The organism is Paraburkholderia sp. RL17-337-BIB-A (assembly GCF_046025895.1).
In the GTDB taxonomy this organism is placed as follows: domain Bacteria; phylum Pseudomonadota; class Gammaproteobacteria; order Burkholderiales; family Burkholderiaceae; genus Paraburkholderia; species Paraburkholderia fungorum_C.
Map to the genome: position 1 here is coordinate 3,208,357 of NZ_JARESY010000001.1, position 26,911 is coordinate 3,235,267.

General features: G+C 64.2%; 26 protein-coding genes. 11 read left to right on the top strand and 15 right to left on the bottom strand.

Translation table 11 applies throughout. The features are described from left to right. Window positions 1–167 precede the first annotated feature (167 nt). From P0D84_RS14405 to P0D84_RS14455, 11 genes are all read left to right on the top strand, one after another. On the top strand, window positions 168–731 hold the full coding sequence (locus P0D84_RS14405) for an RNA polymerase sigma factor (protein ID WP_063495282.1): 564 nt from the start codon (window positions 168–170) through the stop codon (window positions 729–731). Then, entirely contained in the window at window positions 728–1,156 is a 429-nt protein-coding gene (locus P0D84_RS14410) for a DUF3619 family protein (RefSeq protein WP_408337364.1), read from the top strand. The genes P0D84_RS14405 and P0D84_RS14410 overlap by 4 nt, the downstream gene beginning before the upstream one ends. A 16-nt stretch (window positions 1,157–1,172) precedes the next feature. Next, window positions 1,173–1,931, top strand: coding sequence for a DUF3106 domain-containing protein (locus P0D84_RS14415; protein WP_408337366.1), 759 nt, complete (start codon window positions 1,173–1,175; stop codon window positions 1,929–1,931). Between the two features lie 12 nt (window positions 1,932–1,943). Beyond that, entirely contained in the window at window positions 1,944–2,474 is a 531-nt protein-coding gene (locus tag P0D84_RS14420; RefSeq protein ID WP_408337368.1) for an RDD family protein, read from the top strand. A gap of 264 nt (window positions 2,475–2,738) precedes the next feature. Continuing rightward, the gene (locus P0D84_RS14425) at window positions 2,739–3,680 is read left to right on the top strand and encodes a UDP-2,3-diacylglucosamine diphosphatase (protein WP_408337370.1); all 942 of its coding nucleotides are present in this window, start codon (window positions 2,739–2,741) and stop codon (window positions 3,678–3,680) included. 30 nt (window positions 3,681–3,710) lie between these two features. Next, entirely contained in the window at window positions 3,711–4,742 is a 1,032-nt protein-coding gene (locus tag P0D84_RS14430; protein WP_408337372.1) for a glycosyltransferase family 4 protein, read from the top strand. 20 nt (window positions 4,743–4,762) lie between these two features. Beyond that, window positions 4,763–5,428 carry a diacylglycerol kinase gene (locus P0D84_RS14435; protein WP_408337374.1) on the top strand — a complete coding sequence of 222 codons (666 nt, stop codon included), beginning with the start codon at window positions 4,763–4,765 and terminating at the stop codon, window positions 5,426–5,428. A 156-nt stretch (window positions 5,429–5,584) separates the two neighbouring features. Continuing rightward, window positions 5,585–6,310, top strand: a complete 726-nt coding sequence (locus tag P0D84_RS14440; RefSeq protein WP_408337376.1) for a TetR/AcrR family transcriptional regulator — start codon at window positions 5,585–5,587, stop codon at window positions 6,308–6,310. A gap of 2 nt (window positions 6,311–6,312) precedes the next feature. Continuing rightward, the gene (locus P0D84_RS14445; protein WP_408337378.1) at window positions 6,313–6,897 is read left to right on the top strand and encodes an LOG family protein; all 585 of its coding nucleotides are present in this window, start codon (window positions 6,313–6,315) and stop codon (window positions 6,895–6,897) included. 95 nt (window positions 6,898–6,992) lie between these two features. Then, window positions 6,993–7,739, top strand: a complete 747-nt coding sequence (locus P0D84_RS14450; protein ID WP_408337380.1) for an SDR family oxidoreductase — start codon at window positions 6,993–6,995, stop codon at window positions 7,737–7,739. An 821-nt stretch (window positions 7,740–8,560) separates the two neighbouring features. Then, window positions 8,561–10,357 carry an ArnT family glycosyltransferase gene (locus tag P0D84_RS14455; RefSeq protein ID WP_408337382.1) on the top strand — a complete coding sequence of 599 codons (1,797 nt, stop codon included), beginning with the start codon at window positions 8,561–8,563 and terminating at the stop codon, window positions 10,355–10,357. A 127-nt stretch (window positions 10,358–10,484) separates the two neighbouring features. Here the strand turns inward: P0D84_RS14455 and P0D84_RS14460 are convergent, their stop codons facing one another. The 15 genes from P0D84_RS14460 to P0D84_RS14530 form a co-directional block, all read right to left on the bottom strand. Continuing rightward, window positions 10,485–11,087 (bottom strand): DUF924 family protein, encoded by a 603-nt coding sequence (locus tag P0D84_RS14460; protein WP_408337384.1) that lies wholly within the window; start codon window positions 11,085–11,087, stop codon window positions 10,485–10,487. Next, window positions 11,080–11,493, bottom strand: a complete 414-nt coding sequence (locus P0D84_RS14465) for a group II truncated hemoglobin (protein WP_408337386.1) — start codon at window positions 11,491–11,493, stop codon at window positions 11,080–11,082. The genes P0D84_RS14460 and P0D84_RS14465 overlap by 8 nt, the downstream gene beginning before the upstream one ends. 28 nt (window positions 11,494–11,521) lie before the next feature. Continuing rightward, a complete protein-coding gene (locus tag P0D84_RS14470) occupies window positions 11,522–14,104 on the bottom strand; it encodes an ABC transporter permease (protein ID WP_408337388.1) in 2,583 nt (860 codons plus the stop codon). Beyond that, on the bottom strand, window positions 14,101–14,712 hold the full coding sequence (locus tag P0D84_RS14475) for a DUF4126 domain-containing protein (protein ID WP_179737174.1): 612 nt from the start codon (window positions 14,710–14,712) through the stop codon (window positions 14,101–14,103). Before P0D84_RS14475 ends, P0D84_RS14470 begins: the two co-directional genes overlap by 4 nt. Before the next feature lie 315 nt (window positions 14,713–15,027). After that, window positions 15,028–15,348: a quaternary ammonium compound efflux SMR transporter SugE gene (gene sugE, locus P0D84_RS14480; RefSeq protein ID WP_179737173.1), complete on the bottom strand. Its 321-nt coding sequence runs from the start codon at window positions 15,346–15,348 to the stop codon at window positions 15,028–15,030. Window positions 15,349–15,571: 223 nt separating this feature from the next. Beyond that, a complete protein-coding gene (gene kdpE, locus P0D84_RS14485) occupies window positions 15,572–16,270 on the bottom strand; it encodes a two-component system response regulator KdpE (RefSeq protein ID WP_408337391.1) in 699 nt (232 codons plus the stop codon). After that, entirely contained in the window at window positions 16,263–19,097 is a 2,835-nt protein-coding gene (locus P0D84_RS14490) for a DUF4118 domain-containing protein (RefSeq protein WP_408337392.1), read from the bottom strand. The genes kdpE and P0D84_RS14490 overlap by 8 nt, the downstream gene beginning before the upstream one ends. A gap of 259 nt (window positions 19,098–19,356) precedes the next feature. After that, entirely contained in the window at window positions 19,357–19,935 is a 579-nt protein-coding gene (gene kdpC / locus P0D84_RS14495; protein ID WP_408337394.1) for a potassium-transporting ATPase subunit KdpC, read from the bottom strand. Between the two features lie 30 nt (window positions 19,936–19,965). Continuing rightward, a complete protein-coding gene (gene kdpB, locus P0D84_RS14500) occupies window positions 19,966–22,050 on the bottom strand; it encodes a potassium-transporting ATPase subunit KdpB (protein ID WP_408337396.1) in 2,085 nt (694 codons plus the stop codon). Between the two features lie 76 nt (window positions 22,051–22,126). Next, window positions 22,127–23,932, bottom strand: coding sequence for a potassium-transporting ATPase subunit KdpA (gene kdpA / locus P0D84_RS14505; protein WP_408337398.1), 1,806 nt, complete (start codon window positions 23,930–23,932; stop codon window positions 22,127–22,129). Beyond that, on the bottom strand, window positions 23,929–24,021 hold the full coding sequence (gene kdpF / locus P0D84_RS14510) for a K(+)-transporting ATPase subunit F (RefSeq protein ID WP_011487462.1): 93 nt from the start codon (window positions 24,019–24,021) through the stop codon (window positions 23,929–23,931). Before kdpF ends, kdpA begins: the two co-directional genes overlap by 4 nt. Next, window positions 24,021–24,131: a potassium ABC transporter ATPase gene (locus P0D84_RS14515; RefSeq protein ID WP_175052838.1), complete on the bottom strand. Its 111-nt coding sequence runs from the start codon at window positions 24,129–24,131 to the stop codon at window positions 24,021–24,023. The genes kdpF and P0D84_RS14515 overlap by 1 nt, the downstream gene beginning before the upstream one ends. A 257-nt stretch (window positions 24,132–24,388) precedes the next feature. Next, entirely contained in the window at window positions 24,389–25,363 is a 975-nt protein-coding gene (locus P0D84_RS14520) for a quinone oxidoreductase family protein (protein ID WP_408337401.1), read from the bottom strand. A 49-nt stretch (window positions 25,364–25,412) separates the two neighbouring features. Continuing rightward, entirely contained in the window at window positions 25,413–25,802 is a 390-nt protein-coding gene (locus tag P0D84_RS14525) for a methylglyoxal synthase (RefSeq protein WP_408337403.1), read from the bottom strand. A gap of 76 nt (window positions 25,803–25,878) precedes the next feature. Further along, window positions 25,879–26,661 (bottom strand): SDR family oxidoreductase, encoded by a 783-nt coding sequence (locus P0D84_RS14530; protein WP_408337405.1) that lies wholly within the window; start codon window positions 26,659–26,661, stop codon window positions 25,879–25,881. Window positions 26,662–26,911: the final 250 nt, after the last annotated feature.

A 26,911-nucleotide genomic window follows, 5' to 3' on the forward strand; every position in this document is an offset into this window, starting at 1 on the left:
TGCCTGAGCGCCTTGCTGCTTATCCCGCTATTGACCGAAACATTGTTATAGAGATGCAAGTTAGGGCGCGTTTCGCCCCGGCGGCGCAAAAGTTTGTTAGCATCCGCGAGTTTTACGACATTTTTCGACCGATTACGCGCACGCACGCTGCGCCGACCCCCAAACGGATGGCATCAGACAAGGAACTCGCCGATTTTCTGGCGGGCGTCGAAAGGCGCGCATTCAAGCAGACGGTCTACGCCGTGCGGGACGACGACGCCTCGCTCGATATCGTGCAGGACGCGATGATCAAGCTCGCCGAAAAATACGGCGACCGTCCGCCCGCCGAACTGCCGCTTCTGTTTCAGCGTATTCTCCAGAATGCGATGCACGACTATTTCCGTCGTGCGAAAGTGCGCAATACTTGGGTTAGTCTGTTTTCCTCGCTCGGCAACGCCGATGACGACGAGTTCGACCCGCTCGAAACCTTCGAGGCGCAGCAAGGTTCAGCGGGCTCGGAGAGCAACGAACAGAAACTCGAACGCGAACAGGTCTTACAGTTAATCGACGACGAGATCCAAAAGTTACCGGCACGTCAACGGGAGGCGTTTCTCATGCGTTATTGGGAAGATATGGATGTCGCCGAGACTGCCGCCGCAATGGGCTGCTCCGAGGGTAGCGTGAAAACGCACTGCTCGCGGGCCACCCACACGCTGGCGCAAGCGCTCAAGGCTAAAGGAATCACGCTATGAGCTCCCCAGAAACCAAAGAACTCGAGTTCGCCCGCCAGGTGCGCCGCGCGCTCGACGAAACCGCCGCCAGCATTCCGGCCGCCACCGTCGACCGGCTCGCGGCGGCGCGGCGCGCCGCGCTCGCTCGCAAGAAGCCCGAAACCGTGAGCGCGCCGGTGTTTGTGCCCGCTTTCGCCGGTGCCGGCATGCCGGCCGGTATGCCGCAAGTCGACCTGCCGCAGCGCCGCCGTTCGCCGCTGCGCCGCTTTGCGCTCGCCTGGCCGCTGGTCGCGCTCGTCGTCAGCCTCGTAGGCATCGCTTACTGGGAAGACCAGCAACGCACTGCCGAACTCGCCGATATCGATGCAGCCATGCTAAGCGACGACTTGCCGCTCAATGCCTATCTCGACCACGGTTTCAACGCGTATCTATCACGCGCCCACTGAGCGGGAGATCCTTCGGGTGAGTTACAAGCGCGGCTTGGCCGTTGTTTTCGGATGCACGATCGCGGCCCTGGTGTCGTTTGCCGCGACGTATCCGCGCTTTTATCCGAGCCCATCGCCCGCCAGTGCGCCTGCCGCAAGCGGCAATGCGACCGCCAAGGCGCTGGCGCCTACGCTCGCCGTCGAACTGCCGAGTCTGCCCACCAGCAATAGCCCGCTGGCATGGTCGCGCCTGAGCACGGCCGAGCACGTTGCGCTCGCGCCGTTCGCCAGCCAATGGGACTCCTTCAGCGACGAACGCAAGCGAAAATGGCTCAAGGTTGCATCGCGTTATGCGAAGTTGTCGCCCGATGCGCAAAAACGCCTGCATGACCGAATGACTGAATGGACGCGTATGACACCCGATCAGCGGCGTGTTGCACGCGAAAACTATCAGGTGTCGAAAGAGTTACCGCGCGAAACTCGCCAGAATGCGTGGAAGGCTTATCAGCAATTGCCGGAAGAACAGAAGGAGCGACTCGCCGCGAGCGAGCGCAAGCGGCGCCCCAGCGTCGTCAGCGCGCCGCCGTCCGGCAAGTCGGAGATCAAGGGGCTGGACCGTCTGGTCAATGCTCGCGAGCACGGCGCGAGCGGTGCCGCGGCGGTAAGTGCCCCGGTCGCCGTGCCGTTGCCGAGCCCGGCTTCCACGCCGGCGATTCCGGCTGCGGGCAGCTTCGTACCTGCCACGCCGGTGCCGGTGTCGCCGTCCGAGGCGCCGTCGATCTTCCACGGCTCCTGATCCAGCCCCACTGTGTCTCAACCGCTCGCGACCTCGACCCTGCCCGCCGACTCATCCGGCACCGCCCCCACTGTTCGCCGGCGCCTCGCCGCGCTGCTCTACGAAGCCGTGATCCTGTTCGGCGTCGTGTTCGTCGCGGCTTATCTCTTCAGCACGTTGACGCAGCAGCGCAACGGCCTCACCCACCATAACCTGCTCGCAGCGTGGATCGGCCTCGTGGTCGGTCTGTATTTCGTCTGGTTCTGGACGCACAGCGGCCAAACGCTGCCGATGAAAACCTGGCGCCTGCGCGTTGTCGCCGCTGACGGCGCCCCGCTGTCCACCGGTCGCGCGATCGTTCGTTACGTGTTGGCCTGGCTGTGGTTTTTGCCGCCGCTCGCGCTGCATCCGTTGCTCGGCCTCGCCGTGCCGCAGACGCTGGTGATCGCCGCGATCTGGTTCGTGCTGTGGGCCGCCACCGGCCGCTTCGATTCGCAGCGTCAATTCCTGCATGACCGCCTCGCGGGTACACGGGTGGTCAGCGTCGTACGCCAGGCAAACTGACCGCCCTGTAATTGACGCCGCCGCGTCCGCGATTCGCGTTCGCTTTTCTGCGGTTGCCTGCGGTTGCCTCTCCTCGCAGCGCTGCGCCATTTTTGCGGCGTCATGCCCTTTCCCTGCCTCCTCTCACAGCGCCGTTCTCCGCACTCCACCGCTCCCCTAACGTAGCGTCCCTCTCCCACAGAGTAATAAGAACTTCTCGTGACTGTCACGGCACGGTCACGCGCGGCTGGCGCAATACGGGCACCGCAACTCGACGCGTGAGCCATGGACCCAAAAACGTCCGCGACCTCCCTGTTCCGCCAGACCGGCCCGAGCGTCGACCCTGTCGCGTTCCGCCCGGAACCCCACCCTGGTCACGGACTGCCGTTGCCCGTACCGTCGCTGCCGCTCGACGCGCACGCTGGTCACCACGACGACGGGCACGCCGAACCACACCGCTATCGCACGATCTGGCTATCCGACATCCATCTCGGCTCGAGTGGTTGTCAGGCGCCCTATCTGCTCGACTTTCTGCGGCACAACGAGTCGGAATATCTGTACCTCGTCGGTGACATCATCGACGGCTGGCAGTTGAAAAAAGGCTGGTACTGGCCGCAGGCGCACAACGACGTCGTGCAGAAGGTGCTGCGCAAAGCGCGCAAAGGCACTCAGGTCGTTTACGTACCGGGCAATCACGATGAAGCCGCGCGCCAGTTCTGCGACCTCGCGTTCGGCGACATCCACGTGCGCGGCGAAGCATTCCACACGACGCTCGCCGGCAAGCGCCTGTGGATCGTGCACGGTGATCTGTTCGACGGCGTGATCCAGCATGCCAAATGGCTCGCGTATCTGGGCGACACGCTCTACACGATGATCCTGATCCTGAACCGCTGGTTCAACCGGATTCGCAGCCGCCTCGGCTTCCCCTACTGGTCGCTGTCGCAATACCTGAAGCATCAGGTGAAGAACGCGGTGAATTTCATCTCCTCGTTCGAACGCGTGATGACCGACGAAGCGCGCCGCCGCGGCTGCGACGGCGTGGTCTGCGGACACATTCACAAAGCCGAGATCCGCGACATCGACGGCGTGCTGTATTGCAACGACGGCGATTGGGTCGAAAGCCTGTCGGCACTCGTCGAGACGTACGAAGGCGAACTCAAGGTGATCTACTGGACCGTGATGCGCGCCCCGGAAGTCGGCGTGCAAAAGGCCCGGGCGACCGCGTAGTCCCTCTCCACTTCTATTGGGCCGAAACCGATGAAGATCATGATCGTCACCGACGCATGGGAACCGCAGGTCAATGGCGTCGTGCGTACGCTGAAAAACACCACGCGCGAGTTGACCGCGCTCGGCCACCGCGTCGACTTGTTGACGCCGCTCGAATTCAAGACGATTCCGTGCCCGACCTATCCGGAGATTCGCCTGTCGCTGCTGCCGCGCCGCAAGCTGCGCCAGCGTATCGGCGAATTCGCGCCCGACGCGCTGCATATCGCGACCGAAGGCCCGCTCGGCATGGCCGCGCGCGCCTATGCGATCCAGCACAAGCTGCCGTTCACAACCGCCTATCACACGCGCTTTCCCGAATACGTGCAGGCGCGTTTCGGCTTTCCGCTCGCGGCCACCTACAAGTTTCTGCACTGGTTCCACAAGGCGTCGCTGGCGGTGATGGCGCCCACACCAGTGGTCAAGACCGACCTCGAAAAATTCGGCTTCACCAACGTGGTGCTGTGGACCCGCGGCGTCGACCTCGACATCTTTCACCAGATGGACTCGAAGGTCCTCAACACCGCGCGCCCCATCTTCCTGTACGTGGGACGCGTGGCCGTCGAGAAAAACGTCGAGGCGTTTCTGAAGCTCGATCTGCCAGGCTCGAAGTGGGTCGCCGGCGAAGGCCCCGCGCTGGCCGAGCTGAAGTCACGCTATCCGCAAGCGAATTACCTGGGCGTCCTGACGCAAGCCGAACTGGCGAAGGTCTATGCCGCCGCCGACGTATTCGTGTTCCCGAGCCGCACCGATACCTTTGGGCTCGTGCTGCTCGAAGCGCTGGCCTGCGGCACGCCGGTCGCGGCGTATCCGGTAACCGGCCCGATCGACGTGCTCGGTGACGGCGGCGCGGGCGCCATGCACGAAGACTTGCGCGAGGCCTGCCTCGAAGCGCTCAAGATCGATCGCAACCATGCACGCGCATGGGCCGAACGCTTCTCGTGGGCTGCGGCGTCCGAGCAGTTCGCGGCGCATCTGAAGCCACTGCCGCGCGCTTCGTACAGTGAGGAAAGCGCCGCCGCATGAGGCGGCGCGCCGAGCCGCTTATGCGAACCCGAAACTCCACCGCCGCACACGCGTCGAACGGCGCGTTGCGCGCTGTCGATGCCGGCACTGACACCGCCGGCATCGAGCCGTTCGACGACGTGCGTGAGCACGACACTGAGCACGATACCGGGCACGACGCGCCAAATCATGCCAATCATGCGAATGGTTTGCGTGGCATGAATGGCACAAGCCTCGAGCGCTCCGACGGCCCCGATAGCGACTTGCACCACGAGCCGCTCAGCCCCGACGATCCGCTCGCCCCGCTGCCTTTCAATCCATACAAGGGCAATCGCGGCCTGACCCGCGCATGGCACGCGATGAAAAATTCGCTGGCCGGCTTTCGGGTGGCGATCCGCGAGGAGAGCGCGTTCCGCCAGGAGCTCACGCTCGCCGCGATCCTGATTCCCTGTGGCGTGCTGGTGCCGGTCGATCCGGTGTCGCGCGTACTGCTGCTCGGCTCGGTGCTGCTGGTGCTGATCGTCGAGTTGCTGAATTCGAGCGTCGAGGCGGCCATCGACCGGATTTCGCTCGAACGTCATGAGTTGTCGCGCCGCGCCAAGGATCTCGGCAGCGCAGCGGTCATGGTCGCGCTCGGCATGTGCCTGATGACCTGGGGGCTGATTGTCGGGCCGCTCGTCGTGCGTTGGGTCAAAGCGTGGCTATGAATCCCAGGGCGCGCCCTGCCATCGTGCCCGCGGCAACGAAAACCCTGAGTATTCTCTTGGTATAAGAACGGTCGGTTTATAATCGATCGATAGTCTCAATATACCAACCGCGTCCGGGTGGATCATGCAAGCCCGGCGTAACCAGGGCCGGACTACATGGAAGCCAAACCTCCCCGCCGCACCCGCGAACGGATCCTCGAACTGTCGTTGAAGCTGTTCAACGAGATCGGCGAACCGAACGTCACGACAACGACGATCGCCGAGGAAATGGAAATCAGTCCAGGCAACCTGTACTACCACTTCCGCAACAAAGACGACATCATCAACAGCATCTTCAGCCAGTTCGAGCAGGAGATCGAAAAGCGTCTGCGCTTTCCCGACGATCACCGCGCGACCATCGACGAGATGTGGTCGTACCTGCAGTACATGGTCGATTTCACCTGGCGCTATCGTTTCCTGTATCGCGATCTGAACGATCTGCTGGCACGCAACCGCACACTGGAAACGCACTTCAAGCAGATCATCAGCCACAAGGTGCGCTTTGCGAGCCAGTTCTGCGAGCAACTGGTGGCGGACAACGAAATGGTCGCCACGCCCGAAGAGTTGCAAGTGATCGCGACCAACATCGGCGTGATCGCGACGTACTGGCTGTCGTATCAGTTCGTGATGAACCCGCGCAAGTACAACGAGCAGGAAACCATTCGCGCTGAACTGCATCAGGTCAGCGTGCAGATCGTCTCGCTGATGGCGCCTTATCTGCGCGGCCGCTCACGGCAGATTTTCGACGACCTCGTCTCGGGCAAGCTGCCCAAACGCGAGTTCTACGATTACCTGCCGCCGAAAGAAGGCGCCGTGCCCCGTAACGAACCGAAGGACACTTGAGCATGAAGTCGGTGTGTGTGTATTGCGGCTCCTCCGACGGAGCCAGACCGTTGTACGCCGAAGCCGCGCGCGCCTTCGGCCGCGCGCTGGTAGCGGCCGATCTCGCGCTGGTCTATGGCGGCGGCAAGGTCGGTCTGATGGGCGTAATCGCCGATACGGTGATGGCCGAAGGCGGCCGCGCAATCGGCGTGATTCCCGAGTTGCTGGTCAACAAGGAAGTCGGCCATAACGGGCTGACCGAGTTGCATGTGGTGCCCGACATGCATCAGCGCAAGAAGATGATGGCCGACCTGTCCGACGCGTTCGTCGCGATGCCAGGCGGCGTGGGCACGCTCGAAGAACTGTTCGAGGTCTATACGTGGGCGCAACTCGGCTATCACCAGAAGCCGGTGGCCGTGCTGAATATCGACGGCTTTTACGATCCGCTGATCGCGCTGCTCAAGCACACGGTAGAAGAAGGCTTCATGCGGCAGACCTACTTCGACATCCTGCAAATGGAGGCCGATCCTGTCGCGCTGATCGACAAGCTGCAACGCTACCAGCCGCCTGCCAACGACAAATGGGCAATCAAGCGCGACGCCGTTTGATTGTCGTCTGTCGCGCCTGTTCGATTGCCTGTTCGAGCATCTGAATGAACCCCGGCCGCGTGCGCCTGCGGCTCCTCCCGAAAGTTGAGATTGCGATGACGAAAACCGTTCTGATCACCGGCGGCAGCCGCGGCATTGGCCGCGCGACCGCACGTTTGCTGGGCGCACGCGGCTGGTCGGTCGGCGTGAATTACGCGACGAATCTCGCGGCCGCGCAGGAAACCGTTGCTGAAGTGGAACGCGCCGGCGGCCACGCGTTGCCGATTGCCGGCGACGTCGCCAGCGAAGCCGACGTGATCGCAATGTTCGACGCCCTCCAGCAGAAGTTCGGCCGGCTCGATGCGCTCGTCAACAATGCCGGGATCGTCGCCCCGTCGAGCCAGCTCGCGGATATGGACCTCGCGCGTCTGAAGCGCATGTTCGACGTCAACGTGCTCGGCGCATATCTGTGCGCACGCGAAGCCGCGCGCCGCATGTCGACCACCCGTGGCGGGGCGGGTGGCGTGATTGTGAACATCTCGTCGGCGGCCTCGCGCCTCGGTTCGCCGAACGAATACGTCGACTACGCCGGCTCGAAGGGCGCCGTCGATACCATGACCATCGGCCTCGCCAAGGAACTCGGTCCGCAGGGTGTGCGCGTGAACGCGGTGCGTCCTGGCCTGATCGATACCGAGATCCACGCCAGCGGCGGCAAGCCCGAGCGCGCCGCCCAACTCGGCGCAACCACACCGCTGGGCCGCCCGGGCCGGGCCGACGAAGTCGCCGAGTCGATCGTCTGGTTGCTGAGCGACGCCGCCTCGTATGTAACGGGCGCGTTGCTCGACGTCAGCGGCGGACGCTGAGCGGCCGTTCTGTTGCTGAGGTGCTCTTCTGCTGCTGAGCCGGTGTTCTGCTGCTGCGCCGGTGTTCTGCTGCTGAGCCGGTGTTCTGCTGCTGCGCCGCTCTTCTGCTGCTGAGCCGCTCTTCTTGCTGAGGAGCTCTTCTGCTGAGGAGCTCTTCTGCTGAGGAGCTCTTCTGCTGAGGAGTTCTTCTGCTGAGGCGCTGAGGCGCTGTGCCGCTGAGGCGCTGTGCCGCTGAGGCGCTCTGCCGCTGAGCCGCCCTTCTGCTGCTGAACAGCCCTTCTGCTGCTGAGCGGCCCTTCCGGGGCTAAGCGCCGTTCTGTTGCCAAGCGGCATTCCGCAGCTGAGCCTGCATTCTGCTGTTTGCGGGATCAGCGGTTTCCCACCGGCCGCCTCTTCCTTCCCGATCCTCGCTTCTCGATTCCCTACCCCCAATTCCCGATTCCCTTCGAATTGACGAGGTATCGGCGCAATCCGTTCGGCTAAGCACAACATCCCCGGCTCTCCCCGTAATCGGCCGTAATAAACCGAGACTACAATCGCAGCATTCGCATGCACCCCGCATGCGGCACATAGCCATTGCATACGCCCGCGGCCCACGTCGCCGCGTCCGGCGACCAAAGAATCTCATGCACGAAAAGCCATCCGCGCCCTGGCGCACGGGGAACGTCGCGATTGCGACGCCAACGCCGGCCGGCCCTGCCGACGCCGCGCCGGACACGCGCCCCGCCTTGGCACACGCTGCCGAATCCGGTGCCGCGTTGCCAGCCGCTCACGCAGTCAAAGCCGCGGCGACCGCAAAGCCGGCCGCCCCTGCCGGTCCCATGGAACCTACCGCTCTGGCTCCCGCCTCGCATGGCGCTCAACGCTTGCGCGCGCTCGCGGCCGTCCGTCCGCTGATGTGGCTGGCCGCCCTGGCAATCCTGTCCGCCTGGCTCCTGCCGGGCATCCTGGGCCACGAGCCATGGAAGCAGGATGAGACCTACACGTTCGGCATCGTCCAGCACATGCTCGAAACGGGCGATCTGGTCGTGCCGACCAACGCCGGCCAGCCGTTCGTCGAAAAGCCGCCGATCTACGACTGGGTCGCAGCGGGCCTCGCGTGGATGTTCGGCCGCTACCTGCCTTTGCATGACGCCGCACGCCTCGCGAGTGCGCTCTTCGCCGGACTGACCGTCTACTACACGGCACGCGTCGCCCGCCGCGCGGTGGCCGCGTCGAGCTGGTTCGACATCCGCGTGATCGGCACGCTGGCACTGTTCGCCGGCACGCTTGTGGTCGTCAAGCATGTGCACGACATGATGACCGACGTTGCGCTAATGGCCGGCGCCGCACTCGGCTTCTGCGGCCTGTTCGAACTCGTACTCGTGCATCTGCGCGACGAAGCACGCCTGCTGCCGGTTGACGCACGCCGTCGCCGCCAGGCGATTTTCAGCGGCGCGACGATGTTCGGCGCAGGCGTAGGGGTGTCGTTGCTGGCGAAGGGCCTGTTCGTGCCGCTCGTGTTCGGCGCGACCACCGTCGCCGTGCTGGCGCTGTATCCCGCCTGCCGCACGCGCAGCTTTGCCGGGGCGCTCGGCGTCGCCGCGCTCGTCTCTTCACCCTTCGCGCTGATCTGGCCGATATGCTTCTATCTGCGCTCCGAAGCGCTCTTCAAAGTCTGGCTGTGGGACAACAACGTCGGCCGTTTCTTCGGCTTTTCGGTGGCCGAGCTCGGCTCTGAAAACGAGAGCCGTCTGTTCGTGCTGCGCACCGTGCTCAGCGTCGGCTTTCCGGTCCTACCGCTGGCGCTGGCCGCGCTCGCCGGCGGCGGGTGGCGCCGCTGGCGCGATCCGCGCGTGGCGCTGCCGGTGATCTTCGCCGGCACGGGTTTCGCGGTACTGCAAAGCTCGGCCACCGTGCGCGAACTGTACATTCTGCCGTTCATCGCCCCGCTCGCGCTGGTGGCAATGCAAGGCATCGAAAAGCTGCCGCGGCGTCTGCACGCAAGCTGGGACATCGCGAGCCGTGTGCTGTTCGGCAGCATGGCCGCGCTCGCGTGGATCATCTGGTCGATCATGAGCGATCCGGCCAACACGCATGCGTCGCTGCACCGGCTCGGCCGCTGGTTGCCACTCGACTGGGTGCTGCCGGTCAGGCCCGGGTTGATCGCAGCCGCGCTGGTGATGACGCTCGGCTGGGTGTGGTTGCTGCCGGTTTTCAAATACACCGGTAAATGGCGTGGCGCGCTGAGCTGGTGCGCGGGCGCGATTCTCGTGTGGGGACTGGTGAGCACATTGCTGCTGCCGTGGCTCGACTATGCGAAGAGTTACCGCTCGGTGTTCGAGAGCCTCGGCGCGCAGATGAATATCGAATGGAACGATGGCGATTGCATGGCAAGCGCCGGACTCGGCGAATCCGAGGCGCCGATGCTGTACTACTACACCGGCATCGAACATCAACCGACCGCGAACACCGCGACGACCGAGTGCACGTGGCTGATTGAAGAGAGCCGCCGCGACACAGCACGTACGCCGGCGGGCGATTGGCAATTGTTCTGGTCGGGCGCGCGCCCGGGCGATACCGACGAAATGTTGCGCGTGTTCGTCCGGACGCCGGCGCCGCCCGCGCGCGGCGAGTAGCACGCCGCGCCAGATAGCGCGTGGCCGATGCTGCGCGTTTGCGTTACGTGTTTGCCTTGCGTGTTCGCCTTGCGCGTTTGCCTTGCGTGTTCGCCTTACGCGTTCGTCTTTCGCGTTTGCCTTACGCCTAAAACGACGAGCGAGGTTCTTTCAGGAACGCTGTTTCTTCAACCGTCGACTGACGCCCGAGCTGCGCATTGCGATGCGGAAAGCGTCCGAAACGCTCGATGATTCTGGCGTGCCGGAGCGCGGAGGAGTAATAAGACGCGCCGCCCGGCTCGGCCTTCAGCTGTTTGAACAGGCGCAGCGATTCGTGCTGGCTGGCAAGCGTTTCGTCGTGTTCGAACGGCAAATATGCGAACGCGCGATGATGCGCGCCCGGCAACAAAAGATCGGCGCCGCTTGCGATCATCTGCTGTGCGATGCGCAGCGCCTGATGATCGGCAGCGAAAGCGTGCGGTGTATGGCGATGGCAATTGCGCGAAAACTGATCCAGCACGATGACCAGCGCCAACGCGCCGAGCGGTGTTTCCATCCAGCTGTCGAGAGACCCTTCGCGCGCCGCGTCGATTAGCGTTCCGAAGCGTTCCAGCAGCATCGCATCGAAGGCTTTGTCGCGGGAAAACCAGCACTTCCGCGCATGGCCGAAGGTAGACGAATCCGGAGCGCCGAACCAGCAGTCGAGCACTGCACGCGCCTCTGCCTCCAGCCCCGCTACCCCATCAACCATTGCGGTTGCGCATCCAGTCCGCGGTCTCGAAGAACGACGCCAGCAACCGCTCCCTCAACGGCTCGGAAAGCCCAACGTCTTCCATCGCCCACGCCATGCAACGGAGCCACTGATCGCGCTCGCTGGAAGCGATCGGAAACGGCAGATGCCGTGCCCTCAATCTCGGATGGCCGAAGCGGCTGATGTAGTGATCGGGTCCACCCATCCAACCGCACAGGAACCAGAAAAATTTGTCGCGCGAGCCGTCGAGCGACTCCGGATGCAAAGCCCGAATCCCGGCGAATTCCGGCTCGAGATCCATCAGGTCATAAAACCGGTCGATCAGCTCACGCACACGCGTTTCGCCGCCCACCAGTTCGAAGGCCGTCGGCTGTGCCGCGGACACTTCGTCGTCAAGATCGCTCATATCCAATCACAAAAACAGGAAAGAAAATTCACGCGTCCCGCAGCGATTGCAACGCGGGCCGCGCCAGCACATGCCGCAAGCTCAGCCAGCCGCCCACGCCCGCGCAGGCAATGCCGGCCGCGACACCCGCGGGCAACAACCACGGATCGAAGGTCAGATAAAACTCGAACACGCGCGTCGCCAGCAACCAGCCGATCACCTGCGCGCCGACCGCCGCCATCAAACCCGCCAGCGCGCCCACCGATACGAACTCGGCAACTTGCACCGCGCGCACCTGGCGATGCGAAGCCCCCAGCGCGCGCAGCAGCGCGGATTCTCGCATGCGTTCATCACGCGTGCCGGCCAGCGCGGCATAGAGCACCAGCACGCCGGCCGCCAGCGTGAACGCGAACAGGAACTGCACCGCGCCGATCACCTGCTGCAACACGCGCTGCACCTGCGCGAGAATCGGACCGGTGTCGATCGCCGTGAGGTTCGGATAGGCAGCGATCAGCCCGTCGATGGTCGATTGTTTTTCCGGCGGCAAATGGAAGCTCGTGATGAACGTCGCCGGGAAATCCTGCAAGGCCACCGGCGGCATCAGCACAAAAAAGTTGACCTTGAACGAGCCCCAGTCGAGCTTGCGCACACTCGTCACCGGCGCATCGATCTGCAAACCCGTCACGTCGAAGCGCAGCGTGTCGCCGGGCTTCACATTGATCAGCTTCGCGAGCCCCTGCTCGATCGAAATCTGCGGCGTCTTCGTGTCGCCGTACCACGTGCCGGCAGACAGACGGTTGTCCTCGGGCAGCTCGGTCGTGTACGACAGATTAAATTCGCGGTCGACGAGGCGCCGCGCATCTTCGCCCTTGAACGAATCCGGATTGACCGGCTTGCCGTTGATGGCGATCAAGCGGCCGCGCACCATCGGCGAGAGCACCGTGCCGGGCACGCCATGCGTGTTCAGATACTGCGTGACGGCGTCGCGCTGGTCGGGCTGGATGTCGATGATGAATTCATTCGGCGCGTCGGGCGGTGTCGATTTGCGCCAGCCCGCCACGAGGTCGTCACGCGTCATCGCGATCAGCAACAGGCACATCAGGCCGATGCCGAGCGCGGTGATCTGCAACGCGCTCGCTCCACTGCGCCGCTCCAGCGACGCCAACGCATAACGCCAGCCGATTCCCGCGTTCACGCGCTCGCTGCGCACGAGCCGCGCCGCGCCCCACAGCGCGGCCCGCGCGATGCACGCGAACACCAGCAGTCCGCCGGCGAAGCCGCCCGCGACAATGCCGCCGAGCTTCAACTCGCCCGCCGCGACGATCAGGAGCGCGGCAAACAGCGCGATGCCGAGCGCATAGGCGGCCCAGGCGGTGCGTCCCGCTTCGCCCCATTCGCGACGCAGCACACGCACCGGCGGTACGCGCGTCAGCGGCAACAGCGGCGGCAACGCGAAGCCGAGCAACAAGACGAGGCCGGCCGCGATCCCTTCGAGCGCGGGCCACACGCTTGGGTACGGCAACGCGACGTCGATCAGACTGCCGAGCCACGTCAGCAACGCCATATGCCCCAGATAACCGAGCGCTACGCCGAGCACGCCGCCGATCAAACCCAGCGCGACGAATTCCAGCGTGAACAGCGTGCGCAGCGTCCGCTGACTGACACCGAGGCAACGCATCGCCGCGCAGCCATCCAGATGCCGGCGCATGTACCGATGCGCGGCCATGGCAATCGCGACCGCCGCGAGCAAGGCGGTGAGCAACGAGACCAGGGTGAGGAAGTGGCTCGCCCGGTCGAGCGTCTGACGCACTTGCGGCTGACCGTCTTGCAACGATTCGAGCGCGACGCCGCGCATCTTGCCGCCGTCCACCCTGTCATGCGCGAATTGCGCGAAGCGCGCCACCGAGGCATCCGTGCCCGCCACCAGCAACCGGTACGTCACACGGCTGCCGAAGGTGATGAGGCCGGTCGATTGGACATCGTCGGCACGCAGCATCAAACGCGGGGAAAAATTGACGAACGAGAAGCCACGGTCGAGTTCACGGGTGATGATCGCGCCAATCGAAAAGCTGCGAGTGCCGACCTTCACAACGTCGCCGACATGCAGCTTCAAGGTGTCGAGCAGTGCCTGATCGACCCACACCGTACCCGGCGCCGGAATCGATCGGGCGGCGTGGTCCGCCGCGCCCGGCGCCGCGGCAATCCGCAACGCGCCGCGCAACGGATAACCCGGCGACACCGCCTTGATGGCGGCGAGCCGCGACACCGGCTGTGCGCCGGTCGAGTTGATCATGCTGGGGAAGATTGCCGTGCTGGCGGTGTTCAGACCGAGCGCTTTCGCTTGCTGCGCGAACTGCGGATCGACCGGATGATCGGCGCGGACAATGAAGTCAGCCGCGATCATGCGCCGCGCATCACGCTCAAGACCCTGGTGCAAGCGGTCAGCCAGAAAGCCGACACTCGACAAAGCCGCGACGGCCAGCACCAGCGCCAACAGCAGCATCGTCAGTTCGCCGGCGCGCCAGTCGCGCGCCGTCATGCGGATGGCCTGGCGCAGCACGTCCATGCCGCCCAGCCGGCGCGTCGGCTTTGAATCAGCGCGCGCCGTCGTACTCCTTACGGTATCGCTCAATCGTGCCTGCTCCTGGCAAAACGCGACACCATGTGCGTCGCCATCCCCCGAAAACCGCCTTGCACCCCGCGCCATAGCCGCGGTAACGCCCAACTCGCCAGCATCAGAAAGCCCACCATCAACACTAGAAACAGGAGCGGCACGAACAGCGCAAGCAGCATGCCGCCAAACACGAGACCGTCTTCGGCGGTCGAGGTCACGACATTCGAGACCGGTTCCGGCGACAGATTGATCAGCGCGCGCGTGCCCGCTTTCGCCAGATGCGCGGTGCCTGCCAGCGTGCCGCCGGCGAGCGCCGCGACCGTCAGCAGCGCAGGATCGGCATGGCCGAGCGCGCCGGCCGCCAGCATGGCGCCAGCCGGAATGCGGATAAAGGTATGGATCGCGTCCCATAACGAATCGAACGCGGGGATTTTGTCGGCGAGAAATTCCGTGATCGTCAGCACGCCGGCCACACCGATGACCCACGGCGAAGACAGGGCAGACAGCGTGTCGGGTAGATGGACGAGGCCCAGACGCGCGAACACGCCGGCCAGCAGGACTGTCAAATAGAGGCGCAGGCCGCTGCCCCATGAGAGGCCCGCCGCAAGCGAAAGTGATTCAAGCATGGCCGCCTCCAGGCGCGCTGTGCGTGCCGGGCGCTTCGACGGGCAAGGGAAAGGGAACCGCCGCACCGAAGTCGTCAGACCCGCGCCAAGCCGGCCGCGCCAAATGGGCCGCGGGCAATTTCAGGTTGGATTCAATCTCATTATAGCCACGTTAATTCGCAGAACGCAGAGCGGCGAACAAATGGCGCCCGCCAAGGGCGTCTGGCTGGGGCTCAATTGGTGCCCAATTGGCGCCGGTTGGCGTGCGATTGGCGTCCAGTCGGCGCGCAGTGCGAGCACACTCGCACTTCACTACTCCGGCTGAATATCAAAGGCTCAATGCCCTGACGACAGCTTCAACCCGATCAATCCGATCACGATCAGCGCCGCGCTCGCCACTCGCGCGGCCGTCAGGGCCTCGCCCATCATGACGATGCCGAAGATGAACGCGCCGACCGCACCGATCCCCGTCCATACGGCGTAGGCCGTACCGAGCGGCAACTGGCGCATCGCCATGGCGAGCAGGACAAAGCTGCCGAGCGCGGTCACCACCGTGAATACGGAGGGCCAGAGCCGGGTGAAACCTTCGGAGGTTTTGAGACCGGCCGCCCACGCGACTTCGAGCAAACCGGCAATCAACAGAAGAAACCAGGACACTAGACGGCTCCATGGTCAGATGGGGCCGTCCCCGTTCGTAGCGGATGCGTAAGGTCGTCCTTACGGTCAGAAATTGTACCAAAATAGTGCACGACTCCGCTGCGGTGAGCAGCCGTAAGGCTCAGCGGGCATCTCGCAAGCGAGAGTGAGCACGCGCCGCCTGGCTTGCGAGCAACTCGTGCACGAACCCCACTTGTAAACTCAACAAGCACCTCGGGCAACGCTAAACCGCTCCCACCAGCCGGTATCCCACGCCGGTTTCCGTCACGATATGCTCCGGTTGCGCCGGATCGCGTTCCAGTTTCCCGCGCAGATGCGCCATGTAGATACGCAGATAGTGATGGCTCTCGACATGCGATGGCCCCCACACCTCGCGTAGCAATTGCCGGTGCGTCAGCACACGGCCGGCGTGACGCACCAGCGTCGCGAGCAGGCGGTATTCGATCGGCGTCAGATGGACGGCGACGCCGTCGCGGCTCACCTGACGCAAGGCCAGATCGACCGTCACCGCGCCGAAGCGCACCACCGGCGATTCATTCGCGCCGCCCTGATTGCGCCGCCGCATATGCGCGCGGATGCGCGCCAGCAGTTCGGAGACACCGAACGGCTTGGTGAGGTAATCGTCCGCTCCGGCGTCGAGCGCCGCGACTTTCTCGGTTTCCTGGGTGCGCGCCGACAGCACGATCACCGGCAACTCGCTCCAGCCACGCAGTTCACGAATCACATCGAGACCGTCGGTGTCGGGCAGCCCGAGATCGACGATGATGAGATCGGGTTTGCGCGTCGCGGCTTCGACGAGACCTTGCTTACCGGTCTCGGCGTCGTGCACGACGATGCCCTCGCCTTCCAGCGCCGTTCGCACGAAGCGGCGAATCTGCTTTTCGTCTTCAATCAGGACGACTGTGATGCTCGGGTCACTCATGGTTTGGCTTGGAATGCTGGATAAGAGTTGAATCGAGATCGGGCAACGCGTCGGCGCCTTCGTCTTCCAGCGCATCCGGTGCTTCGGGCGGCGTTTCCACCGGCAGCGTGAACCAGAAGCGCGCGCCTTCGACGCGGCCGTCCGCGGATAAGCGATTGAGCGCGCCGATTGTACCGCCATGCGCTTCGACGATCGCGCGGCAGATCGCGAGACCGAGGCCGATGCCCGGCTTGGCCGACTCCTTCTCGCCGCGCGTGAATTTCTCGAACACACGCGCTTCCATGCCGGCCGGCAGACCCGGCCCGGTATCGTCGACCGCGACGCGCACGAACGACTTGCCGTCCGCGTCGAGGCCTTGCGCGCTGATTGTCAAAGGCGTATCCGGCGCGGTGTATTTAGCGGCATTCTCGAACAGGTTCGAGAACAGCCGTTCCATCAGCACGGCGTCCAGATGCAGCAGCGGCAAATCCGCGGGCAGCTTCACCTGCACCGGATGATTCGCCAGCACGCGTTTGCATGCCCGCAGCGCGGCGCCTACGGTTTCTTCGAGCAGCGTCCATTGCTGGTTCAATTGCAGGCTGCCTGCCTGCAAGCGCGCCATGTCGAGCAGATTAGTGACGATGCCGGTCATGCGCAGCGCTTCTTCGTGGATCGCTTCGACGAGATCGTCGCCGGGTTGCACACCGGGATGCGCCTCACGCGATTGCGCCAGCATCGACGAGAAGCCGACGATCGTCGTCAACGGCGTACGCAAATCATGCGAGATGGCCGACAGCAGCGAATTGCGCAAGCGCTCCGATTCCATATTGACGAGCGCGTCGCGCGCGATGTCGACGTAGTGCACGCGCTCGAGAGCCAGCGCGATCTGCGCGGCGAACGCGTCGAGCATGCGTTGCTGCTCGGGCACGTCCAGCTCGCGTTCGTCGCGCATCACGACCGCGAGCACGCCGCGCGTGCGCATCGGCGCCTTCAGCGGCAAGTACAGCGCGGCGGCGGCCGGCAGCGTGTCGGTGCCTTGCCCGGCAGGCTTCTGCTGATCGTAGACCCATTGGCCGACGTCGCTATCGAGCAGTTCGCCTTCGAGCGTGATGGCCGCGTCGGGGTCTTCGATCTTCTGCTTCACCTGATCGGCGCTGTCCGGCAACAGGATCGCCACGCGCGCGCCGAACACTTCGCTCACATGCCGGCTGCCGATGCCGACGATCTGCTCGGTGGTGAGCGCCGCCGCGAGTTCACGCGCCATGGCGTACATCGCGCCGGTGCGTTGCTCGCGGCGCCGCGCGACACTCGCCTCACGGCGCAAGCTCGAGGTGAGATGGCTGATGACGAGCGAAGTCAGCAGCATGCCGAAGAAGGTCAGCAGATACTGCGTATCGGACACCGACAGCGACATGCGCGGCGGCACGAAGAAGAAATCGAACGCGGCCACGCTCATGAACGACAGGACGACGCCCGGCCCGCGGCCCAGCTTCACGGCGGTAAAGATCACGCCGAGCAGGTACAGCATGACGAGGTTGGCCAGATCGATACGGTCGATCAACTGGCTCGACAGCAGCGTAATGGCCGCGCAAATCGCCAGCGCGATACCGTAAGCGCGCGGCGGCGAGCGGCGTTCGCGCGCCGTGCTCAACACCTCGCGCCATGCGTTGGCAGTGGTGTTCAGCAAGCGCCGATGCTCGCCGCCGTCACGTTCCGACGAGGCGCGAATCAGCGTGAGGTCGAGATCGCCCGCGCGTTCGGCGATGCGCTCGCCGAGCGGCCGGCGCAGCCAGCGCATGAAACCGGTGCGGGCCGAAGCGCCGGCCACCAGCTTGGAGACGTTGCGTGCCTGGGCGTAACCGATCAGGGCGGCGACCGCATCGGTAGCCGCAAGCGTCGCGGTTTCGGCACCGAGTTCGGCGGCAAGCTTCAGGGCGTTCAGCGTGCGTTCGCGGCGGGCATCGGGCAAGCGCTGCAACGCGGGCGTTTCCACGTAGACGGCGATCCAGTCGGCCTTCAGGCTGGCGGCGAGGCGCGCTGCGGCCCGCACCAGCATCGGCGCTTCCGGCCCCGGGCCCACACACACCAGCAAGCGCTCACGCGCCTGCCAGATCCGCTGGATCGAACGATCGGCGCGATATTCCCGCATCTGCGCATCGACACGGTCCGCTGTGCGGCGCAAGGCCAGCTCGCGCAGCGCGATCAGATTGCCCTTGCGAAAGAAGTTGCGCACCGCCCGCTCGGCCTGCTGCGGCAAATACACCTTGCCGTCGCGCATCCGGTCGAGCAGTTCCTCGGCGGGCAGGTCGACCAGCGTGACTTCGTCGGCGCGATCGAACACGCGGTCGGGCACCGTCTCCCAGACGCGGATGCCGGTGATCTGGCCGACCACGTCGTTCAGGCTTTCGAGGTGCTGAACGTTGACCGTGGTGTAGACGTCGATGCCCGCGTCGAGCAGTTCGTAGACGTCCTGCCAGCGCTTCAGATGCCGTGCGCCCTGCACGTTCGAATGCGCGAGTTCGTCGACCAGAATCAGTTGCGGTTTGCGGGCGAGCGCGGCGTCGAGATCGAACTCGCCGAGCTTGCGGCCGCGATACTCGATATGCGCGAGCGGCAGCACGTCGAGGCCTTCGAGCAGCGCAGCGGTTTCGCTGCGGCCGTGGGTTTCGGCGATGCCGACCACCACGTCCGCGCCTTCATCGGCACGGCGCCGCGCGGCCTGCAACATTGCATAGGTCTTGCCGACACCCGCCGACGCGCCGAAGAAAATCTTCAGCCTGCCTCGCTGACGTTTCTCTTCGTCGCGTTGCAGCTTGTCGAGCAGTTCATCAGGATCGGGGCGGTTCATGCTCAATGGTTTTCATAGTAAGGCGAGCGATAGTGCGTGCATGGTGGCACGGCGGCGGCCGGGCCGCAATTGGCTGAGGAAATGACAGCGGCAATGGCAGCCGTGCCGCCCGCCGATCAAGTGGTGCTACACGTGCGCCAGGCGGCCTGCCACCACAGCGGGCGCGAAAACAAATAGAAGGCGGCGCCGCATGGACGCCGCCTCCTCGGGTCACCGCCATCGAGATCGCTTATTGACGCTTGTTAGCGTTCGGCGACCCTCAACCGTGTTTCATCTCATCCAGTGCCAGATTCAGTTGCAGCACATTCACGCGCGGCTCACCCAGAATACCGAACTGGCGGCCGCTCGTATAACGATCGACCAGCGCCTGCACGTCGTTCGTGGTGAGCTTGCGCGCCTTGGCAACGCGTTCGATCTGATAAGCGGCGGCTGCCGGGCTGATCTCCGGATCGAGACCGCTGCCCGAAGACGTCACCAGATCGACCGGCACCGGATTCGACATATCCGTGCCGGCAGCCTTCAACGCGTCGATACGGCCTTTGACCTCATCGAGCAGCGCCGGGTTGGTCGGTCCGAGGTTCGAACCAGACGAGCCCTGCGCGTTGTACGGCATCGGGCTGGTCGCCGACAGACGGCCCCAGAAGTACTGCGGCGCATCGAACTGCTGGCCGATCAGCTTCGAGCCGACCACCTTGCCGCCCTGCTCGAGCAGGCTGCCGTTGGCCTGATCGGGGAAAGCCGCCTGACCGACCGCAGTCATCACGGCGGGATAAGCAAGTCCGGTGAGGGCGGTCAGCACCGCGAAAATCACGATCAACGGACGGAACAGATTTTTCATGATGAATAATTCCTCTTAAACAGCCGCTTCTCAAACCCAGCCGAATGCGGCCAGCACCATATCGATCAGCTTGATGCCGATGAACGGCACGATGATCCCGCCCAAACCGTAGACCAGCAGATTGCGGCGCAGCAGAATCGCCGCGCCCAGCGCCCGGTACTTCACGCCTTTGAGTGCCAACGGAATCAGCAGCACGATGATCAGCGCATTGAAAATCACCGCCGACATGATTGCGGAGGCCGGCGTGGCCAGATGCATCACGTTCAGCGCGTTCAGTGCCGGGTAAGTGGTGGCGAACGCAGCCGGAATAATCGCGAAGTACTTGGCGACGTCGTTGGCAATCGAGAACGTGGTCAGCGAGCCGCGCGTCATCAGCATCTGCTTGCCGATCTCGACGATCTCGATCAGCTTGGTCGGATTCGAATCGAGGTCGACCATGTTGCCGGCTTCTTTCGCGGCCTGCGTGCCGGTATTCATCGCCACCGCGACGTCGGCCTGGGCGAGCGCCGGGGCGTCGTTGGTGCCGTCGCCGGTCATCGCGACCAGACGACCTTCCGCCTGGTGCGCGCGAATCGTCGCGAGCTTCGCTTCCGGCGTGGCTTCGGCGAGGAAATCGTCGACGCCGGCTTCTGCTGCGATCGCTGCGGCGGTGAGCCGGTTGTCGCCGGTCACCATGATGGTCTTGATACCCATCTTGCGCAGTTCGGCAAAGCGTTCCTTGATGCCGCCCTTCACCACGTCCTTCAGTTCGATCACGCCGAGCACGCGTGCGCCCTGCTCGCCTTTCTCGGCGACCACCAGCGGCGTGCTGCCGCGACGTGCGACTTCGGCCACTGCCGCGCTGACTTCGTTCGGGAAACGGCCGCCATTCGCTTCGACGTAGTTCTTCACTGCATCGGACGCGCCCTTGCGGATTTCACGGCCCGGCAGATCGACACCGCTCATCCGCGTTTGCGCCGTGAACGCCAGGAATTGGGCGTGCAGCGAAGCCATATCGCGTTGACGGATGTTGAAACGCTGCTTGGCCAGCACGACGATGCTGCGGCCTTCCGGCGTTTCGTCGGCGAGCGACGAAAGCTGGGCGGCGTCCGCCAGCGCTTCTTCGGTCAGGCCCGGCGCCGGCACGAACTGCGATGCCTGGCGGTTACCGAGCGTGATCGTGCCGGTCTTGTCGAGCAACAGCACGTCGACGTCGCCGGCGGCTTCCACCGCGCGGCCCGAGGTGGCGATCACGTTCGCCTGCATCATGCGGCTCATACCGGCCACACCGATCGCCGACAACAGTCCGCCGATGGTGGTCGGAATCAGACACACCAGCAGTGCGACCAGCGCGGTAATCGTCACCACGTGGCCCGCTTTTGCAGCTTCGACGGAGAACATCGAGAACGGCAGCAGCGTCGCCGTGGCGAGCAGCATCACGATGGTCAGCGCGACCAGCAGAATCGTCAGCGCGATTTCGTTCGGCGTCTTCTGACGCTTCGCGCCTTCGACCATGGCGATCATGCGGTCGAGGAAGGCTTCGCCCGGATTGGCCGTCACCCGCACGACGATCCAGTCCGACAGCACGCGCGTGCCGCCCGTCACCGACGAAAAGTCGCCGCCCGATTCGCGGATCACCGGTGCGGATTCACCCGTGATCGCCGATTCGTCGACCGACGCGACACCGTCGATCACTTCACCGTCGGCCGGAATCACGTCGCCCGTTTCGACCAGCACGACGTCGCCTTTACGCAGATCGGACGCCGTCACAATGCGGATCGGCGACTTCGGATGCGGCTCGTTGAGCTTCTTGGCCATCACGTCTTTCTTCGCGCTGCGCAGCGACGCGGCCTGGGCCTTGGAACGGCCTTCGGCGAGCGCCTCCGCGAAGTTCGCGAACAGCACCGTGAACCACAGCCACAAGGTGACCGCGAGAATGAAACCCGCGGGCGCCTCGGCCTGGCCGCCAAGCGCGGCGATCCACAGAATGGTCGTCAGAATGCTGCCGACGTACACGCAGAACATCACCGGATTGCGGAACTGCGTGCGCGGCGTGAGCTTTTTGAAGGAGTCCACGATCGCCGGGCGCAGCAGCGCCGGGTCGAACATGGACCTGGTTGCGTTATGTTCAGTCATTGAATCCTCGAATTTCCCGTTACGCGTCACTTATGCCTGTGCACTCACTGGTCTTGCGTCATCTCGACGGGGCGCCTCAATGGGCGCCCATCATGATCAGATGTTCGACACCAGGACCGAGCGCGAGCGCAGGCACATAAGTCAGCGCGCCGACCAGCAGCACCGTGCCGAGCAGCAGCACGACGAACAGCGGGCCATGAGTCGGCAGCGTGCCGCCGGTCACACCGATGCGCTTCTTGGCCGCGAGCGAGCCCGCAATCGCCAGCACCGGGATGACCGTGCCGAAGCGCCCGAACCACATCGCGATCGCCGTCAGCCAGTTGTAGAACGGCGTGCTCACCGTCAGACCAGCAAACGCACTACCGTTGTTGTTCGCAGCCGAGCTGAACGCGTAGAGGATTTCGGAGAAACCGTGCGCGCCGGGGTTCGCGATACCCGCCTTGCCGGCATCGGTCAGCACCGCGATCGACGTACCCACCAGCACCAGCAGCGGCGTGAGCAGCACCACGATCGACACCATCTTCATTTCATACGCTTCGATCTTCTTGCCGACGTATTCCGGCGTGCGGCCGATCATCAGGCCCGCCACGAACACCGCCAGCATCGCGAACACGAGCATGCCGTACATACCGGAACCCACGCCGCCGAAGATCACTTCGCCGAGTTGTATCAACAGCATCGGATAGAGGCCGCCGATCGGCGTCAGCGAGTCGTGCGTGTTAGCCACCGCGCCGCACGAAGCCGCCGTGGTCGCCACCGTGAAGATGCCCGACTGCGCGATACCGAAGCGCGTTTCCTTGCCTTCCGCATTACCGCCCGACTGCAACGCAGTCGCCGATTGATCGACATGCAACGCCGTCAACGCCGGATTACCCGATTGCTCGGCGCTGATCTCGCCGAACACGCACACGCTGAAGGCGATCGCCATCGTCGCGAGCACGGCCACGCCCTGCTTGCGGTCCATGATCATCCGGCCGAACACCAGCGCGAGCGACGCGGGGATGAGCAGCATCGAGAAGATCTGCAGGAAGTTCGAGAACGGTGTCGGGTTTTCGTACGGATGCGCCGAGTTGCCGTTAAAGAAGCCGCCACCGTTGGTGCCGAGCATCTTGATCGCTTCCTGCGAGGCAACCGGGCCCATCGCGAGGGTCTGCGTCTTCACCGGCGTGTCGACCGTCACTGCATTGCCCTTGGCATCCTTCACGGGATTGCCTTGTGCATCGAGCTTCGGTGCGGCGTAGGTGGTGGTCTGCAGCGTCGGCACGTCTTCATATGCCTTGAAGTTCTGGATCACGCCCTGGCTCATCAGAACCGCAGCGACGATCACCGACATCGGCAGCAACACGTACAGCGTCACCCGCGTAAGGTCGACCCAGAAGTTGCCGATGGTCTGCGCGGTATGACGCGCGAAGCCGCGAATCAACGCAATCACCACCACAATGCCGGTGGCCGCGGAGAAGAAGTTCTGCACGGTCAGGCCGAGCATCTGCGTCAGATAGCCAACGGTTTGCTCAGGCGTGTAATCCTGCCAGTTCGTGTTGGTCACGAAGCTGACCGCCGTATTGAACGCGCCGTCCACCGTCATCGGGCCGAACTGCTGCGGATTGCCCGGCAGCCAGCCTTGCACGCGCAACAGCACGTAAAGGAACAGCACGCCGAGCACGTTGAACGCGATCGTGGCGATCGCGTAGTGCTTCCAGCTCATTTCCGTCGACGGATCGACGCCCGCAATGCGATACAGCAAGCGTTCGAGCGGGCCGCCAAAGCGGACCACGCGCGAAGTACCGTCCATCACATTGGTCAGATAGCGGGACATCGGCACCGCGGCTAGCAGCAGCACGACGATGAAGAGGCCCGCTTGCAGGACATTGTTCGAGTTCATTCAATGTCCTCCGCGCGCAACAGCGCATAGACCAGGTACACAAACAACAGCGCGGTAGCCGCGCCCGACAACCAGAGAATCCAGTTCATCACCGCGCTCCCTGACCGCGCCGGAACTGCATCAACTTCTCGCAGCCGGCAATCAATGCAAAGGTCAGCGCGGAAAACAGCACCAGCCCCCCGACATACAGCACATCCATCTTGTTCTCCACTCACGGACTTTGGATGGGTGCAACGTTATGCCGATCCGCGTAAAGGGCAGGTCAAAGATTTGAGATGGAGTGTAAAAATCGCGTAAACGGAAAAGGCCGTTCCATCGGGGACGGAACGGCCTTGTGGCGGCGGGGTATGGGTTTGCGGTATTTCGCGGCCGCCTGGATGCCACACACAGCGGCGTCATGGCGCGGCGGTTTTTACACCCGCGCGATGCGCCGCCCTGGGTTCATGGCATGAGAGCTTACGGCAGCAGAACCGTCGAGCCTGTAGTGCGACGGCCTTCGAGATCCGCGTGTGCGCGGCCGACATCCGCCAGCGCATGACGCTGGTTGATGCTCGTCTTCACCTTGCCCGACACCAGCACGTCGAACAGCTCGGCGGACATTGCCTCGTAGTCGCTGCGTTTGGCGATATAGGTAAAGAGCGTCGGGCGCGTAAAGAACAGCGAACCGCGTCCGGCGAATTCCGACGAATCGATCGGCGGCAACGGTCCTGACGCATTGCCGAAGCTCACGAACATGCCGAGCGGCGCGAGGCAATCGAGCGAGCCGGTAAACGTGTCCTTACCGATCGAGTCGTACACCACCGGCACACCCGCGCCGTTGGTGATCTCACGCACGCGCTTGGTGAAGTTCTCGCGCGTGTAGACGATGGCGTGGTCGCAGCCGTGCGCTTTGGCGATCTCGGCCTTTTCGTCGGAGCCGACCGTGCCGATCACCGTCGCACCCAATGCCTTCGCCCATTGGCACACCAGCAGGCCGACGCCGCCGGCCGCGGCCTGGATCAGGATCGTGTCGCCGGCCTTCACGGGATACGTGCGGCGCAGCAGATATTGCGCCGTCAGCCCTTGCAGCATGACAGAAGCCGCCTGTTCGTCGCTCAACGCGTCCGGCACCTTGACGACTTGCGCCGCCGACAGCACGCGCTCCTGGGCATAGGCGCCAGGCGGACGCGCCACGTATGCCACGCGATCGCCCGCTTTGAAACCGCTCACGCCTGTGCCGACCGCGGTGACTTCACCCGCCGCCTCCATACCGAGGCCACCGGGCAGCGGCAGCGGATACAGGCCCGTGCGGAAATACACGTCGATATAGTTCAGCCCAACCGCGTTCTGCTTGATGCGGATCTCGCCCGCGCCTGGCTCGCCTACCTCCACGTCGACCCATTTCATCACCTCCGGGCCGCCGGTTTTATCGAATCGGACTGCTTTAACCATCATATCTCCTTGGTGTGTGACGCCGATTGACCGCCCAACATGCGCGCATTCAAACCTGCTGCGTGAGGCGCAAGGTCAGCACGTCGAGAATCATTCGCGCGGTCGAAATGTTCGTGGCGCAGGGAATGTTGTGAACGTCGCAGGCACGCACCAGCGCGTTGATATCCGGTTCGTGCGGCTGCGGCGTCATCGGGTCGCGCAGGAAAATCACCATGTCCACCCGCCCTTCCGCGAGCTGCGCGCCGATCTGCAAGTCGCCGCCATGCGGGCCGGACAGCATGCGTTCGACCGTGAGACCGTGCGCGTCACCGATGCGCGTGCCGGTCGTGCCGGTCGCGACGATCTCGCAACGCCTGAGCGTATCGACGTATTCGCCGGCCAGTTTGACGATGTCGTTTTTCTTGTGATCGTGCGCGATCAGCGCGATGCGGGTGCTCATGACGTAAGACTCCTGAAACCGCTGTGATTGTGGTTGTTGTAGTGAGAGTGATGCCGTTGCTTCGAAACGTGACCGTTCAGAACGTACCGGGGTAAGTGCCGCCGTCGATCAGCCAGTTCTGACCGGTGATGTAGCCGGCATGCACGCTGCACAGGAACGCACAGGCACGGCCGAATTCGTCGCGATTGCCGAAACGGCCGGCGGGGATCGTCTTCATGCGCTGCTTGCGCGCATCGTCGACGGAAATGTTTTGCGCCTTGGCTTGCGCCGCGAAGGTGGTGGCGATGCGGTCGGTGTCGAAGATGCCCGGCAACAGGCTGTTGATCGTCACGCCCGAGGAGGCCACCTTGCTGCGCGCGAGACCCGCGATGAACCCGGTCAGGCCCGAGCGCGCACCGTTCGACAAGCCGAGCACGTCGATCGGCGCCTTCACGGCGGAACTCGTGATATTGACGATGCGCCCAAAGCCGCGCTCGCTCATCCCGTCGATGGTCGCGCGGATCAGCTCGATCGGCGTGAGCATGTTGCTCTCCAGCGCGCGGATCCAGTCTTCGTGCGTGAAGTTGCGGAAGTCGCCCGGCGGCGGGCCGCCCGCGTTGTTGACCAGAATGTCCGGCTGCGGACACGCGGCGAGCGCCGCGGCGCGTCCTTCCGGCGTGGTGATGTCGCATGCCACTGTTGTCACTTCCACGCCGCTTTGCTTGCGGATTTCGGCGGCGGTCGCCTCCAGCGTCTCAGCCGTGCGCGCGACGATCGTCAGATTGACGCCTTCGGCTGCCAGCGCTTCCGCGCAGCCGCGCCCCAAACCCTTGCTGGCCGCGCAAACCAGCGCGGTGCGTCCTGCGATTCCCATGTCCATGTTTGTATCCTCGTGACGTGAATGTGCGCGTGCTTGTGACTCGCTTGTGACTTGATTGCGACCCGGTCGTGGCCCGGTCGCGCCTTTCGTGATTCGCTCGTAGTCCGGCTGCGGGCCATTTGTGCCCCCGTCGTGGCCACGGCCGTGCCCCCCGTGCCCCCGTGTCGCCGTGTCGCCGTGTCGCCGTGTCGCCGACGAAGGCCGCCCGATCGCAGCCACGTTTCCCCGATTCTAGAAGAATCGGTGCCGG